Origin of the sequence: Glaciecola sp. MF2-115 (assembly GCF_047250385.1) — a bacterium.
Taxonomy (GTDB): Bacteria; Pseudomonadota; Gammaproteobacteria; order Enterobacterales; family Alteromonadaceae; genus Glaciecola.
On the sequence record NZ_JBLBVM010000056.1, the window covers coordinates 532,744 to 554,465 of the forward strand.

At 40.6% G+C, this 21,722-nt stretch carries 17 protein-coding genes and 1 pseudogene; 7 read left to right on the forward strand and 11 right to left on the reverse strand.

Features of this window, described 5'->3' with window-relative positions; translation table 11 throughout:
• Positions 1-54: 54 nt before the first annotated feature.
• Positions 55-726 carry a nitroreductase gene (locus ACKLNX_RS17540; RefSeq protein ID WP_412973312.1) on the reverse strand — a complete coding sequence of 224 codons (672 nt, stop codon included), beginning with the start codon at positions 724-726 and terminating at the stop codon, positions 55-57.
• A 136-nt stretch (positions 727-862) separates the two neighbouring features.
• On the opposite strand from ACKLNX_RS17540, the gene ACKLNX_RS17545 reads away from it, so the two are divergent.
• The 3 genes from ACKLNX_RS17545 to ACKLNX_RS17555 all read left to right on the forward strand — a co-directional run bounded on the left by ACKLNX_RS17545 (position 863) and on the right by ACKLNX_RS17555 (position 4,872).
• Positions 863-2,119, forward strand: coding sequence for a DEAD/DEAH box helicase (locus ACKLNX_RS17545; RefSeq protein WP_412973313.1), 1,257 nt, complete (start codon positions 863-865; stop codon positions 2,117-2,119).
• A gap of 150 nt (positions 2,120-2,269) precedes the next feature.
• Complete coding sequence (locus tag ACKLNX_RS17550) at positions 2,270-4,090, forward strand: hypothetical protein (protein ID WP_412973314.1); 1,821 nt, start codon at positions 2,270-2,272, stop codon at positions 4,088-4,090.
• On the forward strand, positions 4,090-4,872 hold the full coding sequence (locus ACKLNX_RS17555) for a hypothetical protein (protein WP_412973315.1): 783 nt from the start codon (positions 4,090-4,092) through the stop codon (positions 4,870-4,872). The genes ACKLNX_RS17550 and ACKLNX_RS17555 overlap by 1 nt, the downstream gene beginning before the upstream one ends.
• Positions 4,873-5,026: 154 nt before the next feature.
• Here ACKLNX_RS17555 and ACKLNX_RS17560 read toward each other — a convergent pair whose 3' ends face one another.
• A complete protein-coding gene (locus ACKLNX_RS17560; protein ID WP_412973316.1) occupies positions 5,027-5,974 on the reverse strand; it encodes a DMT family transporter in 948 nt (315 codons plus the stop codon).
• A 278-nt stretch (positions 5,975-6,252) separates the two neighbouring features.
• On the opposite strand from ACKLNX_RS17560, the gene ACKLNX_RS17565 reads away from it, so the two are divergent.
• Entirely contained in the window at positions 6,253-8,157 is a 1,905-nt protein-coding gene (locus ACKLNX_RS17565; RefSeq protein ID WP_412973317.1) for a propionyl-CoA synthetase, read from the forward strand.
• Positions 8,158-8,308: 151 nt separating this feature from the next.
• Here the strand turns inward: ACKLNX_RS17565 and ACKLNX_RS17570 are convergent, their stop codons facing one another.
• The 8 genes and pseudogenes from ACKLNX_RS17570 to ACKLNX_RS17605 all read right to left on the reverse strand — a co-directional run bounded on the left by ACKLNX_RS17570 (position 8,309) and on the right by ACKLNX_RS17605 (position 17,733).
• Positions 8,309-8,965 (reverse strand): RDD family protein, encoded by a 657-nt coding sequence (locus tag ACKLNX_RS17570; RefSeq protein ID WP_412973318.1) that lies wholly within the window; start codon positions 8,963-8,965, stop codon positions 8,309-8,311.
• Between the two features lie 14 nt (positions 8,966-8,979).
• Positions 8,980-9,939: a M48 family metallopeptidase gene (locus ACKLNX_RS17575; RefSeq protein WP_412973319.1), complete on the reverse strand. Its 960-nt coding sequence runs from the start codon at positions 9,937-9,939 to the stop codon at positions 8,980-8,982.
• A gap of 1 nt (position 9,940) precedes the next feature.
• Entirely contained in the window at positions 9,941-10,906 is a 966-nt protein-coding gene (locus tag ACKLNX_RS17580; protein WP_412973320.1) for a hypothetical protein, read from the reverse strand.
• 321 nt (positions 10,907-11,227) lie between these two features.
• Positions 11,228-11,368, reverse strand: a pseudogene (locus ACKLNX_RS17585) (uracil phosphoribosyltransferase); the annotation flags it as partial.
• A gap of 134 nt (positions 11,369-11,502) precedes the next feature.
• Entirely contained in the window at positions 11,503-15,507 is a 4,005-nt protein-coding gene (locus tag ACKLNX_RS17590) for a toll/interleukin-1 receptor domain-containing protein (protein ID WP_412973321.1), read from the reverse strand.
• A gap of 260 nt (positions 15,508-15,767) precedes the next feature.
• On the reverse strand, positions 15,768-16,397 hold the full coding sequence (upp, locus tag ACKLNX_RS17595; protein ID WP_412973322.1) for a uracil phosphoribosyltransferase: 630 nt from the start codon (positions 16,395-16,397) through the stop codon (positions 15,768-15,770).
• Positions 16,398-16,639: 242 nt separating this feature from the next.
• Positions 16,640-17,083 carry a DoxX family protein gene (locus ACKLNX_RS17600; protein ID WP_412973323.1) on the reverse strand — a complete coding sequence of 148 codons (444 nt, stop codon included), beginning with the start codon at positions 17,081-17,083 and terminating at the stop codon, positions 16,640-16,642.
• A gap of 56 nt (positions 17,084-17,139) precedes the next feature.
• Positions 17,140-17,733: an FMN-dependent NADH-azoreductase gene (locus tag ACKLNX_RS17605; protein WP_412973324.1), complete on the reverse strand. Its 594-nt coding sequence runs from the start codon at positions 17,731-17,733 to the stop codon at positions 17,140-17,142.
• A gap of 338 nt (positions 17,734-18,071) precedes the next feature.
• On the opposite strand from ACKLNX_RS17605, the gene ACKLNX_RS17610 reads away from it, so the two are divergent.
• The 3 genes from ACKLNX_RS17610 to ACKLNX_RS17620 all read left to right on the forward strand — a co-directional run bounded on the left by ACKLNX_RS17610 (position 18,072) and on the right by ACKLNX_RS17620 (position 20,764).
• Positions 18,072-18,926, forward strand: a complete 855-nt coding sequence (locus ACKLNX_RS17610) for a pirin family protein (protein ID WP_412973325.1) — start codon at positions 18,072-18,074, stop codon at positions 18,924-18,926.
• Positions 18,927-19,023: 97 nt separating this feature from the next.
• Complete coding sequence (locus ACKLNX_RS17615) at positions 19,024-19,923, forward strand: LysR family transcriptional regulator (protein WP_412973326.1); 900 nt, start codon at positions 19,024-19,026, stop codon at positions 19,921-19,923.
• 112 nt (positions 19,924-20,035) lie between these two features.
• Positions 20,036-20,764, forward strand: a complete 729-nt coding sequence (locus tag ACKLNX_RS17620; protein ID WP_412973327.1) for a sulfite exporter TauE/SafE family protein — start codon at positions 20,036-20,038, stop codon at positions 20,762-20,764.
• Between the two features lie 95 nt (positions 20,765-20,859).
• Here ACKLNX_RS17620 and fghA read toward each other — a convergent pair whose 3' ends face one another.
• Positions 20,860-21,699: an S-formylglutathione hydrolase gene (gene fghA / locus ACKLNX_RS17625; protein WP_412973328.1), complete on the reverse strand. Its 840-nt coding sequence runs from the start codon at positions 21,697-21,699 to the stop codon at positions 20,860-20,862.
• Positions 21,700-21,722 lie beyond the last annotated feature (23 nt).

The window sequence follows — 21,722 nt, forward strand, 5'->3', positions numbered from 1 at the left end:
TAGCAAGCTGCTCATCAACTAGGGATTTAAAAGAACCTAGAATAATGACTATCACTAAAATCCGTGATAAGTCACAAACTCCTCATTATCAGCTCTTACTGAGCGCACATCATTCGCAGCGAAGTTTGCATCTGGATAACCCAAGGCGATACAGATCATAATCGCTTCAGTGTCAGGAATTTTGGCATGTTTGTGCACTACATCCGATTGCATAATGCCCTGACCGTTGATCACACAGCCTAAACCCAGATCCCATGCAGCTAGGACGATGCCGTATGCTAATGAGCCCAAACTAAATTGCGTAATTCCGGCTGGCTCTAAAGATTTATCGTAAGTGAGCACAAGAGAAACAGGTGCGTCGAACTGACGGAAGCCTCTCATCATCCACTCCATGCGTTTCTCTTTATCTTCTCGACCAATTCCCATTACTTCGAATAGTTGAATAGCAACGTCGACTTGGCGTTTACGATGTATGCCTTCGTAATCTTCTTTGTATGGAAAGTCTCGTACATGTGGTTTTCCAGCTAATGTATTCTTCGTATTGTCTTCACGTATTCTGTCTAGAACATCCCCAGTGACTGCATGCACTTTCCACGTTTGCGTGTTGTAAGATGACGGCGCCCACTTGGCAGTATTGATGATTCTATCAACAAGCTCTTTGGATACAGGCTGTTTAGTAAACCCTCGAACACTTTTTCGAGAGGCGGCAAATTCTGCAAAGTTCATAGAGACCTTAAGTCGTTAGTTTCTTTATTTAAGTAAACACTACAATTACTCGATTTAATAGTTAATGATTGATATCTACCATTGCTTTTTTTGATAATATTCAATAATTAAGCTAAATATTGAAGGACGCTCGGCTATGTCATTTGACACTTTAGGCTTGTGTGATGCACTGTTGCAGACTGTCGCTGAACAAGGCTATACAATACCCACGCCGATTCAGCTTGAAGCCATACCGGTGATCCTGAGTCAACGCGATACCGTCGCTATCGCGCAAACAGGAACAGGTAAAACGGCCGCTTTTACTTTGCCAATTGTGCATCTTCTAGCAAAAACACAGGATTCGAATAAGCATTTACTGCGCGCGCTGATAATAACGCCTACCAGAGAGCTCGCAGCTCAAGTTGAGAAAAGCGTTCAGAATTATAGTCAGCAACTCAATATTCGCTCAACCGCGGTTTACGGTGGTGTAAGAATTGAACCGCAAATAGCGCTGCTGCAAGAAGGCTTAGATGTGCTTGTTGCTACTCCCGGACGATTGATAGATCTGTATAAGCAAAAAGCCGTTAACTTTGAGCATCTCGAAGTACTGGTGTTAGATGAAGCCGATCGTATGTTGGATTTAGGCTTCATCGATGACATTCGCCACATTCAAACCTTACTGCCGAGTGAACGACAAACTTTGATGTTTTCAGCCACTTTTTCAAAAGCCATCAAATCGCTCGCGAAAAGCATGATGGATAAACCGGTGCTACTTGAAGTGTCATCCGCGAACAGCACCGTCAAGACAGTAAAACAGCATTTATACCATGTAGATAAGGAACGAAAATCTGAGGTCTTACTTCACCTAATCAAAAACAATAATTGGCAACAAGTATTGGTCTTCAGCAAAACCAAGAATGGGGCTGATAGTTTAGCCTTAGAACTAAAAAGTGCTGGCATTACTGCAGAGTCAATACATTCAAACAGAAGCCAACATGCCCGCACCGGCGCATTAGAAGGCTTTAAAAATGGTGAGCTTAATGTACTTGTCGCTACTGATATCGCTTCAAGGGGAATTGATATCAATGAGCTTCCTTATGTGGTGAATTTTGATCTCCCCTACGTCGCTGAAGACTATGTGCATCGTATTGGCCGCACAGGTCGCGCAGGTACATTAGGTTTGGCGATTAGTCTTTATTGTGAAGATGAATCAAAGCAGCTGCGTACTATTGAGCGTGTTACGGGACATAATTTCAAGCGCGAAATTCTTGCTGGCTTTGAGCCAAGTAAACCCGCAGTAAAAGTATCACCTGCAAAGGACTATATTAATGAGCTATACGGAAACTTCGAGGCTGACGAACAATCTAAGCGCAAAGGAAAAGGACAGAAACGAAAAGGCCGAAGAAGAAAATAGTTGTACATAAAAAATACAATTGGAAAAAATGAATATATCGTTGTATTGTAATTAAATAATGACAAAAGAGTTGATAATCTAAAATTTCGAGTTAGTTATACGTATAAGTTGTTGTGTATTCGATTGAGTTTAAAATGGAGCATGACAACTATGAGTATCGATCTAACAATATTTGCAATTAATTCACTTGTTCGTTTAGGTAAAAGTGGCATGGATGCATATGATGCAGCCGCTCGAAACGAAGACATTCTATTTCCAAACCTAAAACAAATACGCTTAGACTTCCCCGCATCAATTGATCACTACTTTAACTTAGCACATAACCGTCACTATGTTAGAGGCGATGATGCCCCTTATTCTCAGCACTGGTTTTTTGATGGTCAATACTCAAGACCAAAGGAAGATGCGCAATCACTTGATGCTTTGATGATCCTCGCTACTCAAATTGAAGCTAAGAAAGGCAAAACCTTTATGGTGAGTAGAACCGGCCCCGCGGCAATATTGGTAAAAACATGGAAAGAAGGGAATCAACCTCTAAGTCCAATGGCTAGAATTGCACTCGTTGGCGCTGATGTAGCGCTTGAATACGTGGGAAATAATACAGGCAGTGTGGGCGGAGGAAACGGTGCAAAATTGATTTCAGCTTATGCCAAAAGCTTGGCCGATCAATTACCAAACGATGGCAACCTAAGTTCAAAGGATAAGGTTCGAGAAACGCTCAGCGGCATTCTTCTGAGAGCAGGCTTTGACACCATTGCAAAACACCCGAATTGGGTTACCAATGAAGATCACTTGGTCGCTCTCATCAAATCAACGGTTGACCCATTGACCGAAGCATTTCCACTCGACACTGACTCTCAGGTTGTTGAATTCGAAGCCCTACAAAACGTTTTAATGGGCCCCGCGGCAGATGCTTTGCTAAATACTTTAGCCGAGCATCAATCTGCATTCCTAGGCACCGACTTCGCTCCAGATAAGGCACTTGGCGCCATCACTAAGGCGCTTTTCGTAAATGCTAAAGAAATTGGTTTAGATAATCAATTTAGTAAGCAAGGTTTAGTAAGCCTTTACAAGGCCAGTTTGGAAGTTGTGGCAACACAGCCTTCCCTATTCTTTGACAACGACGGCAGTGCAAAAGAACAGCTTATCAGCGATGCATTTTCATCCATGGCTGGAGTACTTAGCAAAGCAGAGTATCCATTTGACCGGCAAACGGGTGTTGATCTAGCGAAAGTATCAATGGCAGCAATGAGTAAGAACCTCGCTAAATTTGCCGACAATAACAAACCTTGGGAACAAACTTCTGCCGCCATTCTCAGCAATATGATGGATACGATGCTTCCCATCATTGGTAAAAAAGGCGCTCTCAAAGATGTCTTCTCGGAAGCACAGTTATTTGAATATGGGCGCATAATGCTAATCCAAATGAGTAAGTCCCCCTCAATGTTAGTGCACAAAGATAAAGAGGTTTACTCAGGACTTGTGGTCGCCATGGCAAGCGCTATGTCGGCAGATAAAAAATTACTCCTAAGCAGCGATGACTGGCTTAAAATTGTCGCTGTCGCGGCTCAAGAAGCAGCTACGAATCCAATGAGGTTATTCGACCTTGACCCAGACCCCCCTAAAGAAGTGCTTGCTGGCGAGTTGATGAAAGTAATGTTAGACGCCGCAGCAGAATTCGCTACAACTCAAGGCAATAAGTCAGTTTTATTCGGACAGGTGCTCGCCGACACTATGGAGATACTATTAAGCGCTTGCTCCGGTAATGTCAGTGCCGCCCGAGCAAAAATTAGCAAAATCAAAAAAGTTATGAAGAAGATAAATGTGTTTATGTCAACTCGGCACGAAAAATTCGGAAGCAAAGAATTCTTGGTGATATTCCGTCGTTTGCTTGAAAACACATTGGACAACCTCGATGTCCCGCAACTAACAGATGACTTCGTCATTGGCTTACTAAAAGGACAAAACTAATGATTAATAAAATCAAACTGCTATTAATTTTACCGGTCGTTCTCTTGCTGGCTTCCTGTAATGCATTGAAAATTAGTGAAGCAAACCAAGCCTTGTCTAATCATTATTTCGCCAAGGAAAGTGCGCGAGAAAAATTTGAAAATGATAAAACGACGGTGAGCAATTTGGCGATTATAGAAAGCATGAGCTTAGCCCTTCAAGATTTAGCCATCGAGACAAAACAACGCGCTGATGAAGAGAGCGATGTTAAGAATCGTATCGCCTTCTATCGTATTTCAGCCACCGCAGCTTGGCAATCAGGAACTTTAAAAGCCTCTGATTTTTCCACACAAGGTCATAAATTATGTCAAAGCGAGAAAGGCATAGAAGAAATGAATGTGCATTGCGGCATGCTTGCATTTATCCCTTTATTTTCATCGGTTGATAAAAATACCGACAGAGTGCATTCATTGGAAATGCGCATAAAAGCCGCGAAAAAAGCAAGAGATACGGAAGCCTTAAAACCCCTTCAAACAGAAGCTCAAGCAATATTTGATGAATATAAAACCGCTCTTTCTGCTGGCATTATTACAAAAAAAGCCATTACCAACTATCAATTAAGCGATGGCTTTATTGCTCAAGTAGACGCTAATCTGCGCGATATCGCTTGCAATAAACTAAGTCAAACAAACGCCCTGCTATCTCAAGCAAATGGGATGAGCGTGCCAAATGAAAGCATCATTTCAGAGATGAAGGAGCAGCTTGGTACAGACATTGTTGGAGATTGCAGTGCGGCGATATAGGCTGATTTTGTCTAGATATAGCTTCACGGTAAAGCTGTTAGGTTTAGATTATAGCTAAGAAGATAAGCTAAAAAGATAAGCTGAAAATCTTAGCGTCGTTGTTTAAGATAGCGGCGTATTGATTCAAGACTTATACCCATGCGACTTAAGCTAACTAGTTAGTATTTTGATGCGCTTTGTTTATCAATGCTTTGTTAGCTATCCGATTAGTCCAAAGCGCTCCCAACATAGCCAGTAAGAAACCGGGAATAGCTAATAACTTAGGCACTTCATCAGCGACTAACCAAGCTATAAGCGCGCCGACAGCAGGCACCATAAACATGATCGAGGCAACTTTTGCAATCGATCCCTGCCTGACCATTGAAAACATCAATAAAATGCCAACAATAGAATTTCCCAAAACAAGGAATGAAATCGCGCCCCAAAACGGTAGCGTGCTCTCAAATACCAAGCCTTCAAATATCAGCGCAATCGGAATTGAAACAGCAGAGGCAAAAGCGTATTGGATCCATGTAGCCACAATTGGATGAACACCCAATTTACGTTGTTTTTCTATCACTTGACCAATTGACAGGCCCACCACCGCGGTAAAGCCTAAAATTGCGCCCAATAGGTAACCTTCATTTCCTTGCATATCCACGCCAATAATTAGCATCGCTCCCAATAAGCCAAGAGACAGACTTGCCCAAATGTTCCACGCAGGAATTTTTCGAGCCAATAATGCGCTAGCAATAATCACTAAAACAGGCTGAGAAGCAGCAAACAAAGCCATAATGCTAGCGCTAGCACCCAACTTCATCCCCACATAAATACTGCCAAAATGGCCAATATGTAAGAATAAGCCAGTGCCCATAAGCGCGTAAGATTGTTTAAAGTTTGGTATAGGCAATCGCATTAAAATGACAAAAGGCGTGAGCGCCAAAAATGCACCGAAGAAGCGAAATGCCAGTAGGTTTAAGGGTTGAGTATATTCCAGTGCTAATTTCCCCATGGCATAGCCAGCGCTCCAGACAAGCAAAAACATTATTGGATATAGGGGTTTTAGTTTAAGAAGCACAAGCATCTCGTGAGTGAAAATGGATGTTCTGATGCTAGCATGCATTTCACAAACGTATGAGCCATTCTTGAGTCTCGGACACTCGACTATAGTCTTATGAATTGCTAAATCGGGCGGTGAAATTATTTATTATCTCCTTAAGTCATTTCCGCTCAGTAAGGACGAGAGAATAACAATGTAAAACTGAAGTCGCATATCTCCTTGCATCACTTTGCATTAGTCTATGTTTTAAATTAAAGCGCATTCAATCAATAGCGCTGGTGATAGGAAGCAGGAATGCCACTGCTACGGTCATTTGAAATTATAATAAAAGGTAACTCAGCATGTCTTATCAAACAGAATATCAAGCATCCATAGATTCACCTGAAGCTTTTTGGGCTGACAAAGCTGCCCAGTTACCTTGGTTTCAAACACCACAACAGATTCTGTCAGAAGACGAAAATGGGATTGCACGATGGTTTGCTGATGGCGAAATGAATACTTGTTACATGGCACTTGATTATCATGTTGAACAAGGGCGTGGTGAGCAAACAGCTCTGATTTACGACTCTCCCGTTACCGAATCAAAAATGCAATTTAGCTACTCAGAATTACTTGATAAAGTGTCACGATTTGCAGGCTTGATGCAAGCTAATGGTCTTAGTAAAGGCGATAGAGTTGTAATTTACATGCCGATGATTACTGAAGCTGTAGTTGCAATGTTGGCCGCGGCTCGAATAGGCGCAGTGCATTCAGTTGTCTTCGGTGGATTCTCAGCTCACGAACTCGCTGTTCGGATTGATGACGCGCAACCAAAGTTACTCATTACCGCGTCTTGTGGTGTTGAAGTAAACCGCATTATTGAATACAAACCAATGGTTGACGAAGCCATTAAGCTAAGCACTCACAAGCCCAACAAAGTCATTTTATTGCAACGTGAACAATGTATTGCTGAGATGCAAAATGGACGCGACATTGATTGGGCTGAAGCTGTGAAAACTGCGCAAACAGTAGAGTGTGTTAGCGTGAAAGGCACCGACCCGCTTTACGTGTTGTATACTTCAGGAACAACAGGTAAACCAAAAGGCGTTGTAAGAGATAATGGAGGACATGCTGTAGCGCTCAAATACTCCATGTCAGCCGTTTACGACATGCAAGCAGGCGACGTATTTTGGGCTGCGTCAGATGTGGGCTGGGTTGTTGGACACTCTTATATTGTTTACGCCCCATTGCTGCACGGTTGCACAACCTTAGTTTACGAAGGTAAACCTGTCAGAACCCCTGATGCAGGTGCATTCTGGCGAGTCATTGAAGAATATAACGTGAATGCAATATTTGCCGCTCCCACTGCGTTCAGAGCCATTCGTAAAGAAGATCCCGAGGCAAGTTTGTTAGCTAATTATAACCTCTCTAGCCTGCAAAGCATTTTTATGGCCGGTGAACGCCTTGATCCGCCAACCTATGATTGGACAAGAGAGAAGACTGGCAAACCTGTGATTGATCATTGGTGGCAAACAGAAACAGGTTGGGCAATTGCAGCAAACTTAGTGGGAATCGAAAATTTACCGACTAAACCAGGCTCAGCGACGAAACCAGTTCCTGGATTTAATGTCCAAATACTGGATAACAATGGCAAACAAGTACCCGCAAATACACAGGGCTCAATTGCAATTAAATTGCCTCTCCCACCTAGCTGCTTGGCGACCATCTGGGGTGACTTCGATCGCTTCGCCACTGGTTATTTAACTGAATACCCAGGTTACTATTGCTCTGGCGACGGAGGATACTTCGACGAAGATGGCTATTTATTTGTAATGGGCCGAACCGATGATGTAATCAACGTTGCTGGCCATCGCCTATCGACAGGCGAAATGGAAGAGATTTTGGCCGCGCACGAAGCCGTTGCAGAATGCAGTGTCATTGGCGTTTACGATAGTTTAAAGGGTCAAGTACCTGTCGGTTTAGCGCTGTTGAAAGATGGCGCAACGATTTCTGAAGCTGACCTCCAAGCAGAATTAGTAAGTATGGTTAGAAAAGAAATTGGTGCTGTTGCATGCTTAAAACAAACGATTGTAGTACCTCGACTGCCGAAGACTCGTTCGGGTAAAATATTGCGTAAATTACTGCGTCAAATTGCTGAGGATCAAGATTTCATTGTGCCTTCGACCATTGACGATCCGGCCAGTGTTGACGAAATTAAAGCAATTATGCGGAGTAATGGCTTGGTTAAACCGATTGCAGATAAGTGATAGGCTTACGCAACTACGAAGAATGTCGTTCATTATGCTGAATATGCGACGACATGAGATGAAAGCACGATGCTAATTCCACGCTATGAAAGCACGGCAATACTATTTAGTAAAACCCATCAGTGCACTTTCATCTCATAAATACCTTTTCTTACTTGCTCACGACAAAGGTCTTCGCCATGATGTCATGCAAGCCTTGTTTCTTTTCTGTAAACGCGGCCATAATAAAACCAATTAACAGTATGCTTGATAGCAGCTTTCCAGCATGTCTGCCGGTTGCGTGTAAAAATGATAGCTTGTTACCTTCATCATCGCACACTTTCATACCAAGCCATTTTTTACCTAATGTGGCTTGCGCCGCACTGCTTTCTTGTAATGAAAAATAAAGCCAAACAATGAGAATACCAATAAGGTTTAGCATTTGTTCACTGCCAATTCCAACTACTAAAGCTAATACAACTATTCCTAAGTTGCAGATAACCATATCTATTAGGAACGCGCCAAGTCGTGCGAAAAAAGACGGATAAACGCTTGCAGACTCTTCGTGCACAACTACATGAGGGGTAACAGGTGCATTCGGTACTCTCTGTGTACTAGATGCATCAACTATAGCTTCATCATTCGCTGTTAAACCGGTAATGTTTTCGATGTTTACCCAATCACTCAAACCTTCAGCCCACAAGACTGTAGTCTCTTTCGGCAATTTGTAACTGATGGCTAACTCTTGAATTTGCTCCACACTTACAGGCCCATGTTTCTCGCCATCACCTGTTGAGTAGAACCACTGTTGATGCTCATTTATGTTCATTACATTTCCTTCTTTTATTTAGTTGCAATGTATTGATTTAGGTTATTAATCCGTGTATCTATTTCTGGGTGCGACTTCAGCCATTCAGGCATACCATCGGTTCCAGAGGCTCGCCCCAATTTTGACAGGGCATGAGCTAAATTTGTCGGTTTGATACCTGCCTCGATAAGTAGGTCAGCCCCATATAAATCAGCTTCAGTTTCAAGGCCTCTAGAGTACTTTAATGCGTATAATGTCTTTAATGGAAAAGCTACATCCCCTCCAGCGCTGAATATAAGAGTGACCACACTACTTAAGCCCATATCTGCATACAATGACTTCAAGCCATGCTTTAACTCAACGTGTTGTATTTCATGGGCTAAGACACCTTTCAGTTCGCCCTCGGATAGTAAGTCATACAATCCTTGATATACAACAATGTAACCACCTGGCAGTGCAAAGGCTTGTGAATCAGAATCGTTCAGCAAATAAAATTTATATTCATACTCGGAGCGCGGATACATTGACGAAACAAGTGATTGTCCCAATTGTTGTATTCGATAGCTAGTCTGATTACTGTCACTGATTCTCTCTAACTCCATTACTACGGGGGCACTGAGAGAGCGTTCAAGTTTTACGCTAGTTATGGAAGCTAAGTATGAAGTGATGCCATTGCTAGCGTTAATGATTAACAGCACGGAAACAAATGATGCAATGACAATAAAATAAACAACGGGCTTACTTAACCATTTTATAGGGTGAGCACGCTGTATTTTGGGTCGATTATGCGTATTAGAATTTTCATGAATTGCCTTATACGAGCTTTTGCTTACACGATTCTTTAATGGCAAATCCGGCATATTTGTCTGAATCGTTGACTTGGTGTTTGGCTCAAGCACATCATGTGCTGTATTTTGCGAAGTGCCACATGAAGGGCATTTAAGCATTGTATCTGGAAAGGAGAAATTGCAATTTGCACAATGTAAAGTAGCCATATCAGGTATTCACTTCTGTATTTTCGACTAAATTATTGTCAATGATAAAATTCGTCGCCTTGCTCATTTGAAAAATAATAATGAGGGTTGTGGGGACGATAAAATAAGTAATAACGCTATTCACTATAGGAATGGCTAACATAGGTAACAACACACATTGCGCTAAGAATATTTGCTTATTTACATATGGCATCGTGCCTTTCTCATGGTAAGTCGTAAACAATTGATAGTCTTTACTCCAGCCCCAAAGAGATTGAAAAACCCAATAAACATTGAACACTGGAACGAAAAGCAAACCTACTGCTAGTCCTGATGAAGTTCGTGCCGTCGTGTTTTGAAGCACTTCCCAAGCGCGATACAAAGAAATACAAAAAATCACAATTGTTGCCATATAAAATAGAAAATAAATGATTGTGAACAACATAGATTCAACAGCAAAAAGCTCGCCACTTGGATCAAAAATTGCTGTTAGTTGGCCTGATACGAAGGCGCCTAATGTACCAAGTACCGAGATGAGATAAAAAGAAATAAGTAGTTTGCTATTAACTTTTTTGAATTTTGGTTTTACGTTGGTTTGCGCTTTTGTTTTTGTGGTTATTTTTAATGGTGGTGGCTGTATTGGCTGCGCTGATTCTTGTGAGCGATTTTCTGTGGACGTTTGTATTTGTGATGCATCCACTGAAGTTAGTTGAATTGGTGCTGTTAATTCTGGAGGCTCTGGTACTGGTGTTTGAGTTTCTGATAGCGTCGCTGTAGATGACATCTCGGTGATTTTTGGTAATGGCGGAGGCATGGTTGTTACCGGCGGAGGTGTCTCTACACAATGCGACGTTTCAATGTTATCCGTGGAATTGTGATGCGCGGCTTTTGTTTTGTTTTTCTCATTTTTTGTATTACTAATCGAACCGCATGAAGGACAAAGTAATTCTTCCGTATTGTTTTTTTTACCGCATTTTTGACACAACATCTGCTTATAATTTTCCTTGCTACTCTTCAAATTCCATCTAAGACTACCCATCTTCACTATTACTTTGGACGTTTGATTAGTTAGTTTCGATAAATACACTTGAGCATAGAATACCAACCATTTCGAATTTCTCTTGGAGTTTAACTAAGTTATATTTTACACCCTAATAAATCAATTAATATTTCCGCAGACTTATGTAATGGAATCATTAAGATACTTAAGTACAATAAGATTACGATAAACAACAAAACAGTACATGCTATTTTCTGTCTTCGTTAGTGAACCTTGCTTATAAAAGGTAGCACCTTGTCGATACTATAATTATCTCGTCCCAAATATCTTATCACCCGCATCACCTAGACCGGGCAATATATAACCTTGCTCATTTAAACGATCATCAACAGCGGCTACATAAATATCTACATCTGGATGCGCTTCCTGCACCACTTTAATTCCCTCAGGAAAACTTGAGTGCTGGCTTCATTACCGCATTGCTGACCAAACATTTACTTTTAAAAAACCTTATTTCTATGTTTTAGGGAAATTTAATATTTCCTCTGAAATAACTACCAAACCAACTAATTGAAGTGAAATATTTATGCAGCCTCGTCAGCAGGTTTTTCTTCAGCTTTATTCATATCGACGCCAAATACTTCATGTGAAATCCGATTGAAGTCTGCATGCTGAATACCTTTTTCTTGTAAAGATTTAAAATCATCCACAATAATGTCATCCCAAACTTTACTACCGCTTACAGTTTGTCCTTTAAATTTTTCATAAACCAATTTTGCTGCATCATAATTCCCTGATAACAAGTATGCATGAGCTAAATTAGTATGGAGCGTAATTCTAGTTTCAGAACTTTCATCCAATAGTAGAATGACTTTATTCAGCGTTGTAGATACGTCCCGAACATCTTTGGTAAGCAACATATACCATGACCAACCAAGGTAGTATTCAGCATTTTCTCTTATCAATGCTATGTTTTTCTCGTTAGCATCGGCATTGATTAAATTGATGTTTAAAGCATCAAAAAAGCTTAGGTAATATTTAGCAGCATCTTCAGGGCGCTCGTTCTTATCACTAATACTTGCAGCTTCGTGTACAAAATGTCTAAAGAAACTCTGAAACTCTGCAGATTGCCCACGGCTAACAATAGTTGTAATCGCTTCGTCTGCAATCCCAAGTGCTTCAGAATAGCGATTTTCATAAACGAGGGTTTTCAGTACTTTATTGAACAAAACCAGCACGTCACGTGGGTAGTTCTTATGATTTGGGTCAAGCTGTAATTCATTTTTGAACAGTTCTAGACTCTTATTGTAAAGACTTAATGCTGTTTTCGAGTCGTTGCGAGCAAAGCGGATATCTCCAAGTTTTTGGTAGGATATGATGTAATATCGGTTTATTTCGTTTGTACTATTTGAAAACCCAAGATTTGTCATATTTCTTAGTAATCTTTGGGCGATAACGAGTGAGCCTTCGGCTGTTTCATATGCTTTTTCCATGCGCCTTGTTGCAGTTTGATCCTGCTCACTAGAAGCCTTTACAGCTCTCTTTATAGAATTGTTTCCTTCAACAAAATAAGTGAACGCAATTTTACTATGATGCGATACAACATCTTCTTTATTTAAGTAAGTCAATTCAAAGTCAAATATACGTTTATACTCAGAGTAGATCTGTGAATCTTTTTCTCTTAGCTCTTCATCACTTAAACTAAGTAATATTTTTTCAGCAAGTTTTACCTTATGTAAGGCCTGTGCTTCATCATTACTAATTGCGAGTAATTCCCCTACAGATAAATATGTTGAAACCAAGTCGAGCTCAAAACCAAGTGTATCGAATTCGTTTCCCGTAATGAATTTATTTAATAACTCAATCTTAGCGAGCTTAATTTCTATCAGTTTATTTCGAACTTGTGTTACTTTTTCTAAGCGAGTATATAGTCCAATGGCTATCAGCGTAGCGTGGTTAACTTCCTTTTCTGAATCTACGTCCTCTGTTGATATGTTGAATAAGGAAACTAATTCTTTATGATTCTCATTTAATGACTGAGTGCTTAGTAAGACTCGTTTTGCCAATAAAAAGCTACTCGTATCCGTTTTTAGTGCGAACTCTTTTGCCATTTCATATTCTTCATTCAATGCGAGTGCTAAAACTTTGAACTCGATTAATTCTGTTTCCATATTCTCGATTTCTGATTGAGAGCTAAACCATTCAATAGCAGCTAAAGCATTTTTAAAAAGCCCATCCTGAATTAATGAGGAAATAATATATTTTGCGACTCTGATATCGAAGTTATCAACTAGCTTATTCTCTTCAACGGTATAGGTTTGCATCTCTTTGAATTGTTCTAAACCGGTCAGTTGCGCGCGCGTAAACTTTCTATCCAACAAATAATAAAAAGCGTTAAATGCCATTTCTAGTTGTTCTTTTTCTGACTTTCCGTTTTCATCACTATTTAGCTCACTCACTGCTAAATGATTTCGTTGTAAAGAAGGGTTCAAAAAAATGTACAGACGAGCATAACTTTCAGTAATAAAATCACTTTTACCTCTTACAAATACTGTCGTTCTTTTCAAGGTGTTTGTTTTATGGAAAATGCTTTTAATAGTAGGGTCTTTGTAATCGAAATCATGTTTACAATTACTATTCTTGTCAAAAGCAAAAATAATAACAAGGCAATCATCGCTATCTAAATTATTTTTCCCTACAAAGTAATATTGGTAAGAGGTGGCCGCTTTACTCACTTCTTGCGAATCTTTAGTATTTTTAGACATACTTTTCTGAAAGTACCTACCCGTTTGTATTCGTTTAAACAAAGGAACAGTTGAATCAGCAATGTTTTCAACAATGAGATCACGAGATCTATAAAACCTCTCTTTTTCACTTTCAGGATACTCCGCAAGACTTAGATGCGTATTCATAAAAGTGTAGAGTTTATTCTTATCTATTTTATAATTACCGTCCTGCACAAAATCAATAATTGACCTTTCCCAATCAGGTGCTGCTGTCGCAAGAGCTCTATAAATATCGTGGCCGGAGATGACATCATCAGCCTTTTCCGAGCGCTGACTTTTCTCTTCCATCTCAATTAACATTGAAATCGCCATTTCATAATTTGGCGCTTCATATACTGGCATGATTAATTCAATGATACTCAGTCGACTTATTAGTTCATCTGACTCAATTTTCGCAACAAAACCAATAATGTCAGTAAATAAATTTTGTAAACCTTGCAAATCTAGAACATCAAGAGACTCAAGGTACAACTGCTTTTGCACATTTGGGACATCGATGCTCTTTATCATTATAGTAAGGAGCTTTATCATGGCTTCTTTATTGCCCCAGTTTTTACCTAGAAAAGCGGCAACCTCAGTTTGACTGCTAAAGATCTCATTTATATTTATTAATCTATCTATAACTGGCGTTGAGTGAAGCTCTTTGGTAATTAACAAAGAGGATAATAATTGTAGTGAGGACAAGCTGTAATATTTCTGATGCGTCTTTATCGAGCCGGCAATATCCTTGTTTTCCAAACTAGATTCAATAAACAAGAGATTCAGCTCTTTGGTCACAAGAGCCTGTTTAGTCGTTGCAAGAATGTCTCTATGCTTTCTTCTATCTTCACTTAACCAACTCGCCCTTTGAACGGCTTGTTGCTCTTCAAACTTTGCGTTTAAAGCGAGTGTGTTTGCTTCTGATGCTGCTTTCGACTGTTTATATGCAACGCCTCCCGTGCCGATAGCAACAAGTGCAAGCACTCCAACAGCTGCTAACCACTGGCGTAGTTTCCTAGCCTTCAGCCTCTCTTGCTCCAACTGATACTCTTTGTCTCGCTGAGTAAGCTCCCCTAAAGGCACACCAAGAATCCCAGCAATAATTTTCAGAAGCATCAGATGTATCTGTTTTTGATACGCATTTACTAGCTTGTCTATCGCCTTGTTGTCTATGGAATAGTCGCTTTTCAAGGCAACTGAACTTAAGTATTCTCGGTATGCCGCAGGCGTTGTAAAACCTTGCTCTGATTTACCATTAATATTAACCCTAAAATCAGCGGCAATGGGCTCAGCTCTTTTGTCGGTAGGTTTGCCATCTGTGTTGTACTCAAATTGAAGTGGAAGCGGAAAACATTCATCTTCTTTTGAAAAGCCAGATGCTTGTTTTCCTTCATCCCAACTGCTGTTAGGTTCACCATCTATCATGGCGGCAATGATGCGGTCGGAATGGCCTAGCTTTTTGAAATAATCGATTTCCTCTGCTACATACGTTGAAGCAACGGCTCTTGGGGAACAAAGCACAATCAAAAGGTTGGTTTGTTCCAATGCGCTAACAATAGATGCACCTAAATCTGCATGAGCAGGTAGCTCGTCTTCATCACGAAAGATAGGATAAATGCGAGCTGGAATTGTAGTTCCGTGGGCATTCTTTTTACCGACTAAGTCACTTGGTACTTCATAGGTTTCAATGGCTTGATGCAGCCAAGTTGCCCACTGTCTGCCCTGCTCTTTATTATCGGCATGGCGATAAGAGATAAACGCATGGTATTTGTATTCATTGGAATGTTCTTGAGGTGCACTGTTGTTCTGTTCTTCAAATTCCATTTTAAGACTACCAACTATTTTGTAATAACTCTGAATTCTTGAATATAAAGCTTCCGTATCCTACAACTGAATATTCAGTGATTACTCTTAGGCAAATAACCTTAGAACTTTACCTAAGTTATAATCTACACAACGATAAATCAATCTATATTTAAACTAACTACTTCAATATAATCATTGTGATACCAATTGCCTGCCCTTTCTGTCTGATATTGTGAAATGCAGCATGGTACTTGCAAATATCTTGGCCATTGTAATACCTATCGCGTCCCAAATATCTTATCACCAGCATCACCTAGACCAGGTAATATGTAACCTTGCTCATTTAAACGATCATCAACAGCGGCAACATAAATATCCACATCTGGATGTGCTTCCTGTACCGCTTTAATTCCTTCAGGCGCTGCCACTAAAAATAAGCCTAGAATATGCTCACAACCTTTTGATTTGAGTAAGTCGATCGTTGCGATTAGCGTTCCGCCTGTCGCTAACATAGGATCTACAATAAGGCCGATGCGCGAATCAATATCGCTAACCACTTTGTCGAAATAAGCCACCGGCTCCAAAGTTTCTTCGTTGCGGTACAAACCAACCACGCTAATTTTAGCGTTCGGAACTAAATTTAAAACACCGTCTAACATGCCTAAACCCGCACGTAGTATTGGCACCACTGTAATCTTTTTCCCTTTAATCTGATTGACGGGAATATTATTGCCCGCCCAACCTTTAATGGTAATTTCCTCGACTTCAAGATCGCGCGTTGCTTCGTACGTTAATAAGTTAGCAACTTCGCTAGCTAACTCCCGAAAGTCTTTACTACTGATTCCATACGAGCGCATTAGGCCAAGTTTATGCTGAATAAGGGGGTGTTTTATTTCGTAAACTGACATGATAATTCCTATGGGATGAATGACTGAAAACATTGACGTTGGAAAGGATACTGCTATTTAGCGAAGCTGACAAATATGGTTTATGAAAAGCGGGATTTTATAACTTGGTGGTGATAAAGACTTCATCGCTCATTGTAGTTCGTTTGCTTTTGCTTTCCCGTTTCCGCTTAAGTCAACGAATCAAATTAATTAAATTCAACTCCGAGATTAATCACTAAACTCGGAGTTGAACTTACGGGAAACTAAACCAACTTTTTAGAAATCACACTATCGAGCGCCAATTTACCCGCACCAGAAAATGCTAGCGATACACTTGCAGCGAGTAAGGCTAAACCAAACTCATAACCATTGTTCGACATAAAAAGTCCGTTGCTTAAGTGCGCAGAAAAAATAGCAACAATCATAGTTCCTGCCAGCGCAATCGCAGCTGGACGAGTCAGTAATCCAAGTAAAATAAATACGCCACCGAAGAATTCAGCGCTACCAGCCAAAAGTGCCATTAGAACGCCCGGTGCTAAACCGATTGATTCCATCCATTGCCCAGTGCCGTCAAGTCCGTATCCGCCAAACCAGCCAAATAATTTTTGAGCACCATGAGCGATAAAGATGATACCAATTGGGAAACGCAAGGCCAATGCTGCGTATCCAGTTTCTGACTGAGTTAATTTTTTAAGTAATGCTTTCATTTTAATTTCCTTAATCTTTGTTAATTATTTATGTAATGAACAATTAGTTCCAATGGTTAAACCTTGAAGTTATTTATCTCTTTTCGTGCCGCTGACAAGCTCTCTTCTTTACTTGGCATATTCAATCCTTCAGCATATAAGAAAGATATGTCGTCTAATCCTAAGAAGGAGAAAAAGTCGGTTAAAAATTGTGTTTGAGAATCCCGTTCGGTTCCGGCGTGAATGCCACCGCGCGCTGCTACAACAATCACTTTCTTGTTTTCCAACAATCCAACGGGGCCATTTTCTGTATAACGAAATGTCACGCCTGCTCTCGCTACTCTATCTGCCCAAGCTTTAAAGCTTGAAGGAACGCCAAAGTTGTACATCGGCATCCCAATTACCAATGTGTCACTGGCATTGATTTCTTCAATTAAAGTATCAGATACCTTTGCTAGTTCGCGCTGGTCGTCACTGCGCTCTTCAACTGATGTTGCCCATGCCCCCATTTCCTGCTGGGTTAAATGTGTAAGGCTATCCTTTGCTAAATCTCTTTCAATAACTGCGTTATTTGATCTTGAATTCAACTCTGCTATCAACTCTTGAGCTAATATGTTGGAGTGACCTTGATCACCATTTAAAGATGATTTAATAAATAATATGTTGTTCATTGCTACCTCGGATACCAAGTTAAATATGTTTGTGAAAACGATGTGAAGCATTATTGAATAAACATGAACAGAACAAAATCATTATAATAAGCACGAATCATTCGATAAATAAGAACATAGTAAAACAGCTTCTATTGATTAATTTCGATATAACATTCTTTAAAAAAGATTGTCTTAATACTTTTTTACTAATATTGTTAACTTAAAAAGAATGCTAATTTGAAACTCATGTAGGCTTTCACATTGTTAAGCCCATTCATTGCTTGTCATTCGCCATACAGAATTTATTTAAAGGCAGAATCACAAGGCATCTTTAATGCAAAAGGAGTAAATTCAACATGGCAAAAGTTCTAAGTGCAATTGAACATGATCTTGGCGGCTTACATGTAAAGCGTGTTTTGCCCAACCAAGAGAAGCGTATGGTAGGTCCATTTATTTTCTTCGACCAAATGGGGCCGAATGATATTCCTGCTGGTCAAGGCATCAATGTTAGACCTCACCCGCACATTGGCTTGTCTACCCTGACTTACCTTTTTGAAGGCAGCATACTGCACCGCGATTCTTTGGGAAATAATCTTGAAATCTCTCCCGGTGACGTTAATTGGATGACTTCCGGAAAAGGCATTGTTCACTCCGAACGGGAATCGTTCGAAGTAAGAGCTAATCCTCACTCTATTAGTGGCCTTCAATGTTGGGTTGCCTTACCGGAGAACATGACTGAAATTGAGCCTTCGTTTACCCACGTGAAAAGAAATGACTTGCCCCACAGCATGTTTGAAGGGGTGATGATGAGACTTATCGTTGGTGATGCTTATGGCTTGAGCTCACCGGTGAAAAGCTATTCACCCATGTTTTATATAGATGTGCTGGCAAGTGAAGGCAGCAAAATATCCAAGCCTCACCCAACACACGAAACAGCAATATTTCCGATAAGCGGAAAAGTAGAAGTCAATGGTGTTAGCTATGGCGCTGGCGAGTTTATCCTTTTAGATGAAAGCGATAATGAAATTACCATGCTTGAGTCAGGTCGATTCATCCTATTAGGCGGCGAACAGTTTGAGCATGTTCCGCATTTGCATTGGAACTTTGTAGCTTATAGTAAGGAGAGAATGGAGCAGGCTAAGAATGATTGGAAGAACGGTAACTTCCCAACGATTCCGGGTGATGATAGAGAGTTTATCCCTCTTAAGTAAAACTTAAACTGGGGAATCGGTTTGCCCTTCTTTGACTAAGCTTATAGGGCTATTTTTAACAACAACGTGATAAAAGCAATAAGCGCAGGAGCATCAAGTGCTAAGAATTTCATTAGAACAATGGCGAATGTTTCATGCTGTGGTTGAGTTTGGTGGTTTTAATCAGGCATCCCTAGGTGTGCACAAAAGCCAATCGAGTATTCATAACGCTGTTAGGAAAATAGAAGACTCGCTTGGCGTAAAACTGTTTTCTATTGAAGGACGAAAAACCGTTCTTACAGAAGCGGGTGAGATGATACTTAGACGATCAAACTACTTGCTTGAAGAAGCAAAGAAAGTAGAGGCCATTGGCGAAACCCTAAGCCAAGGCATTGAAACTAGACTTAAAATTGCTGTTGATGAAATCTTTCCGCGCTCCATTTTGTACCAAGTGCTTGAAAAAGTATCTAAGCAGTTTCCTTTAGTGCAAATTGAGCTGTTTGAATCCATTCTGGGCGGTGCTAACGAGATGCTTGAGAACGATAAAGTTGAGATTGCCATATCGCCTTCCTCCAAAGGAACTGGGTTTAGCGAAAGCCTTTGCTACATCGCCTTTGATGCAGTGGCTAGTCCAAATCACCCTCTGCATAGCATTGATAGAAAACTACGACTGGAAGACCTGAAAAGTCATCGACAAATAGTGGTAAGAGATTCAGCACTTACTAACAAACTCAAAGCCAGTGAAGTTTGGTTGAAGGCTGAGCAACGGTGGACGGTAAGTCACATTCAAAGCTCTATTGATATGATCACTAAAGGGTTGGGCTTCGCTTGGCTTCCCTTGAGTTTAATTGAGCCTCAATTGAAGAGTGGCGAATTAGTACCATTAGAACTTGATGGGCATACAAGACGTTCTGCTCAGCTTTATCTAACATTCAAAGATGGTGATTGCTTAGGCCCCGTTGCCAAGAGCTTTTTAGGCGAACTAAGAATGTTGTGCATGGATTTGCCTGATTCATAAAAGGTGTTTGTTTAGTAAATACCTGAATGGAAATTAAGAGCAATAGTAAAGCACGATATCTAGATCGACAAAAGTGCAATTAGCTCAACAAATACAAAAGGCATAATTGAAAATGGAAATCTCAGCAATATTACTCATAGCAATTGTGGTCTTGCTTATTGGTATCTCAAAATCAGCTTTTGCTGGCGCACTTGGCGTGTTTGCCGTGCCTCTTTTAATGTTTAAATTTTCCGCTGTCGAAGCCATCACATTGATGTTACCACTACTTATTATTGCCGATGCCATGAGCATTCGAAGTTACTGGAAAAAATGGGATAAGCGCTTATTGGCTTCACTAATTCCCGGCGCGGCTATTGGGATCATTAGCGCTAACTTGCTGATAGAATACATAAACTCAGATTATCTTCGCATTATTATTGCGCTTATTTGCATTCTATTCGCACTTAAAAACTTGTTCTTGAAGCAACTAAAGTTAAATTTTATTAATAACCCTATTGGCGCAGTAGTTATGTCTGCAAGCTCAGGTGTGAGCAGCACATTAGTTCATGCTGGCGGGCCACCTCTTCTCATCTACTTTACCGCCATCGAATTGGCTCGGACTAAATTTGTTGCAACGGCAGCCGCCTTTTTTGCGATTATGAATTTAATGAAGTTAGTTGGCGTTGTTTCACTCGGCTTGTTGTCCGTTGAGACGGTGCTTACCGCCGCAGCTTTCTTTCCATTAGCGATCGTTGGTAATTGGCTGGGAGTACGCATCAACCAAGGACTGGATAAGGACTTGTTTCTAAAAGTAATGAATTATTTGTTGTTAATGTTGGGACTGTGGCTGGCTTTTAAATAGCGAGAAATCTCATGTATTTGTCAAAGTAGCAAGGGTCTTGAACTATTGATTATTGAGGAAAATGCGGCGCCTAATCACGACTGCCGCACGAAAGTTTACTTCGCTAAATAATTAGCATGAAAGCGTAAATGCTCTTCAATAAAACTAGAGATAAAATAATAGCTGTGGTCATAGCCTTCATGAATCGTTAGCTCTAGAGGATAGTCGCTAGCCTTTGCTGCAGCCTCAAGTACCTCAGGTTTTAATTGCTCATCCAAAAAATCATCCGCGCCACCTTGATCCACTTTAGCAGGTAGAAAATGCTTGGCTTCTCGCATTAATTCACTCGCGTCATGTTTACGCCATGCTTCTTTCTGATTGCCAAGGTAAGCGGTAAACGCCTTCTTGCCCCAAGGTACAGTGATTGGATTGCAAATAGGACTAAATGCGGACATCGACAAATAACGTGACGGGTTTAGCATTGCGATTGTCAAAGCGCCATGCCCGCCCATTGAATGGCCGCTTATACTACGTTTGTCTGTTACAGGAAACGAAGCCTCAATTAGCTCAGGTAATTCATTGACCACATAGTCATACATTCTATAATGACTATCCCAAGGTGCTTGGGTCGCATTCACATAGAAACCAGCACCCTGCCCTAAATCATATCCCTCATCGTCGGCCACACCTTCCCCTCGAGGGCTGGTATCTGGCGCCACTATAGCGATACCAAGTTCTGCAGCAATACGCTGTGCACCGGCTTTTTGCATAAAGTTTTCGTCAGTACATGTCAGGCCTGAAAGCCAATACAGCACTGGTACTTTTTGCCCACTCGAAACTTGTGGTGGTAAATAGATGGCAAAACGCATTTTACAATTTAGTGTTGTCGATTGGTGGCTATATTGTTTGTTCCAGCCACCGAAGACCTTATTAGCACTTAAATTTTCAATTGACATAAAACTCCTCTCGAGGATCTTAA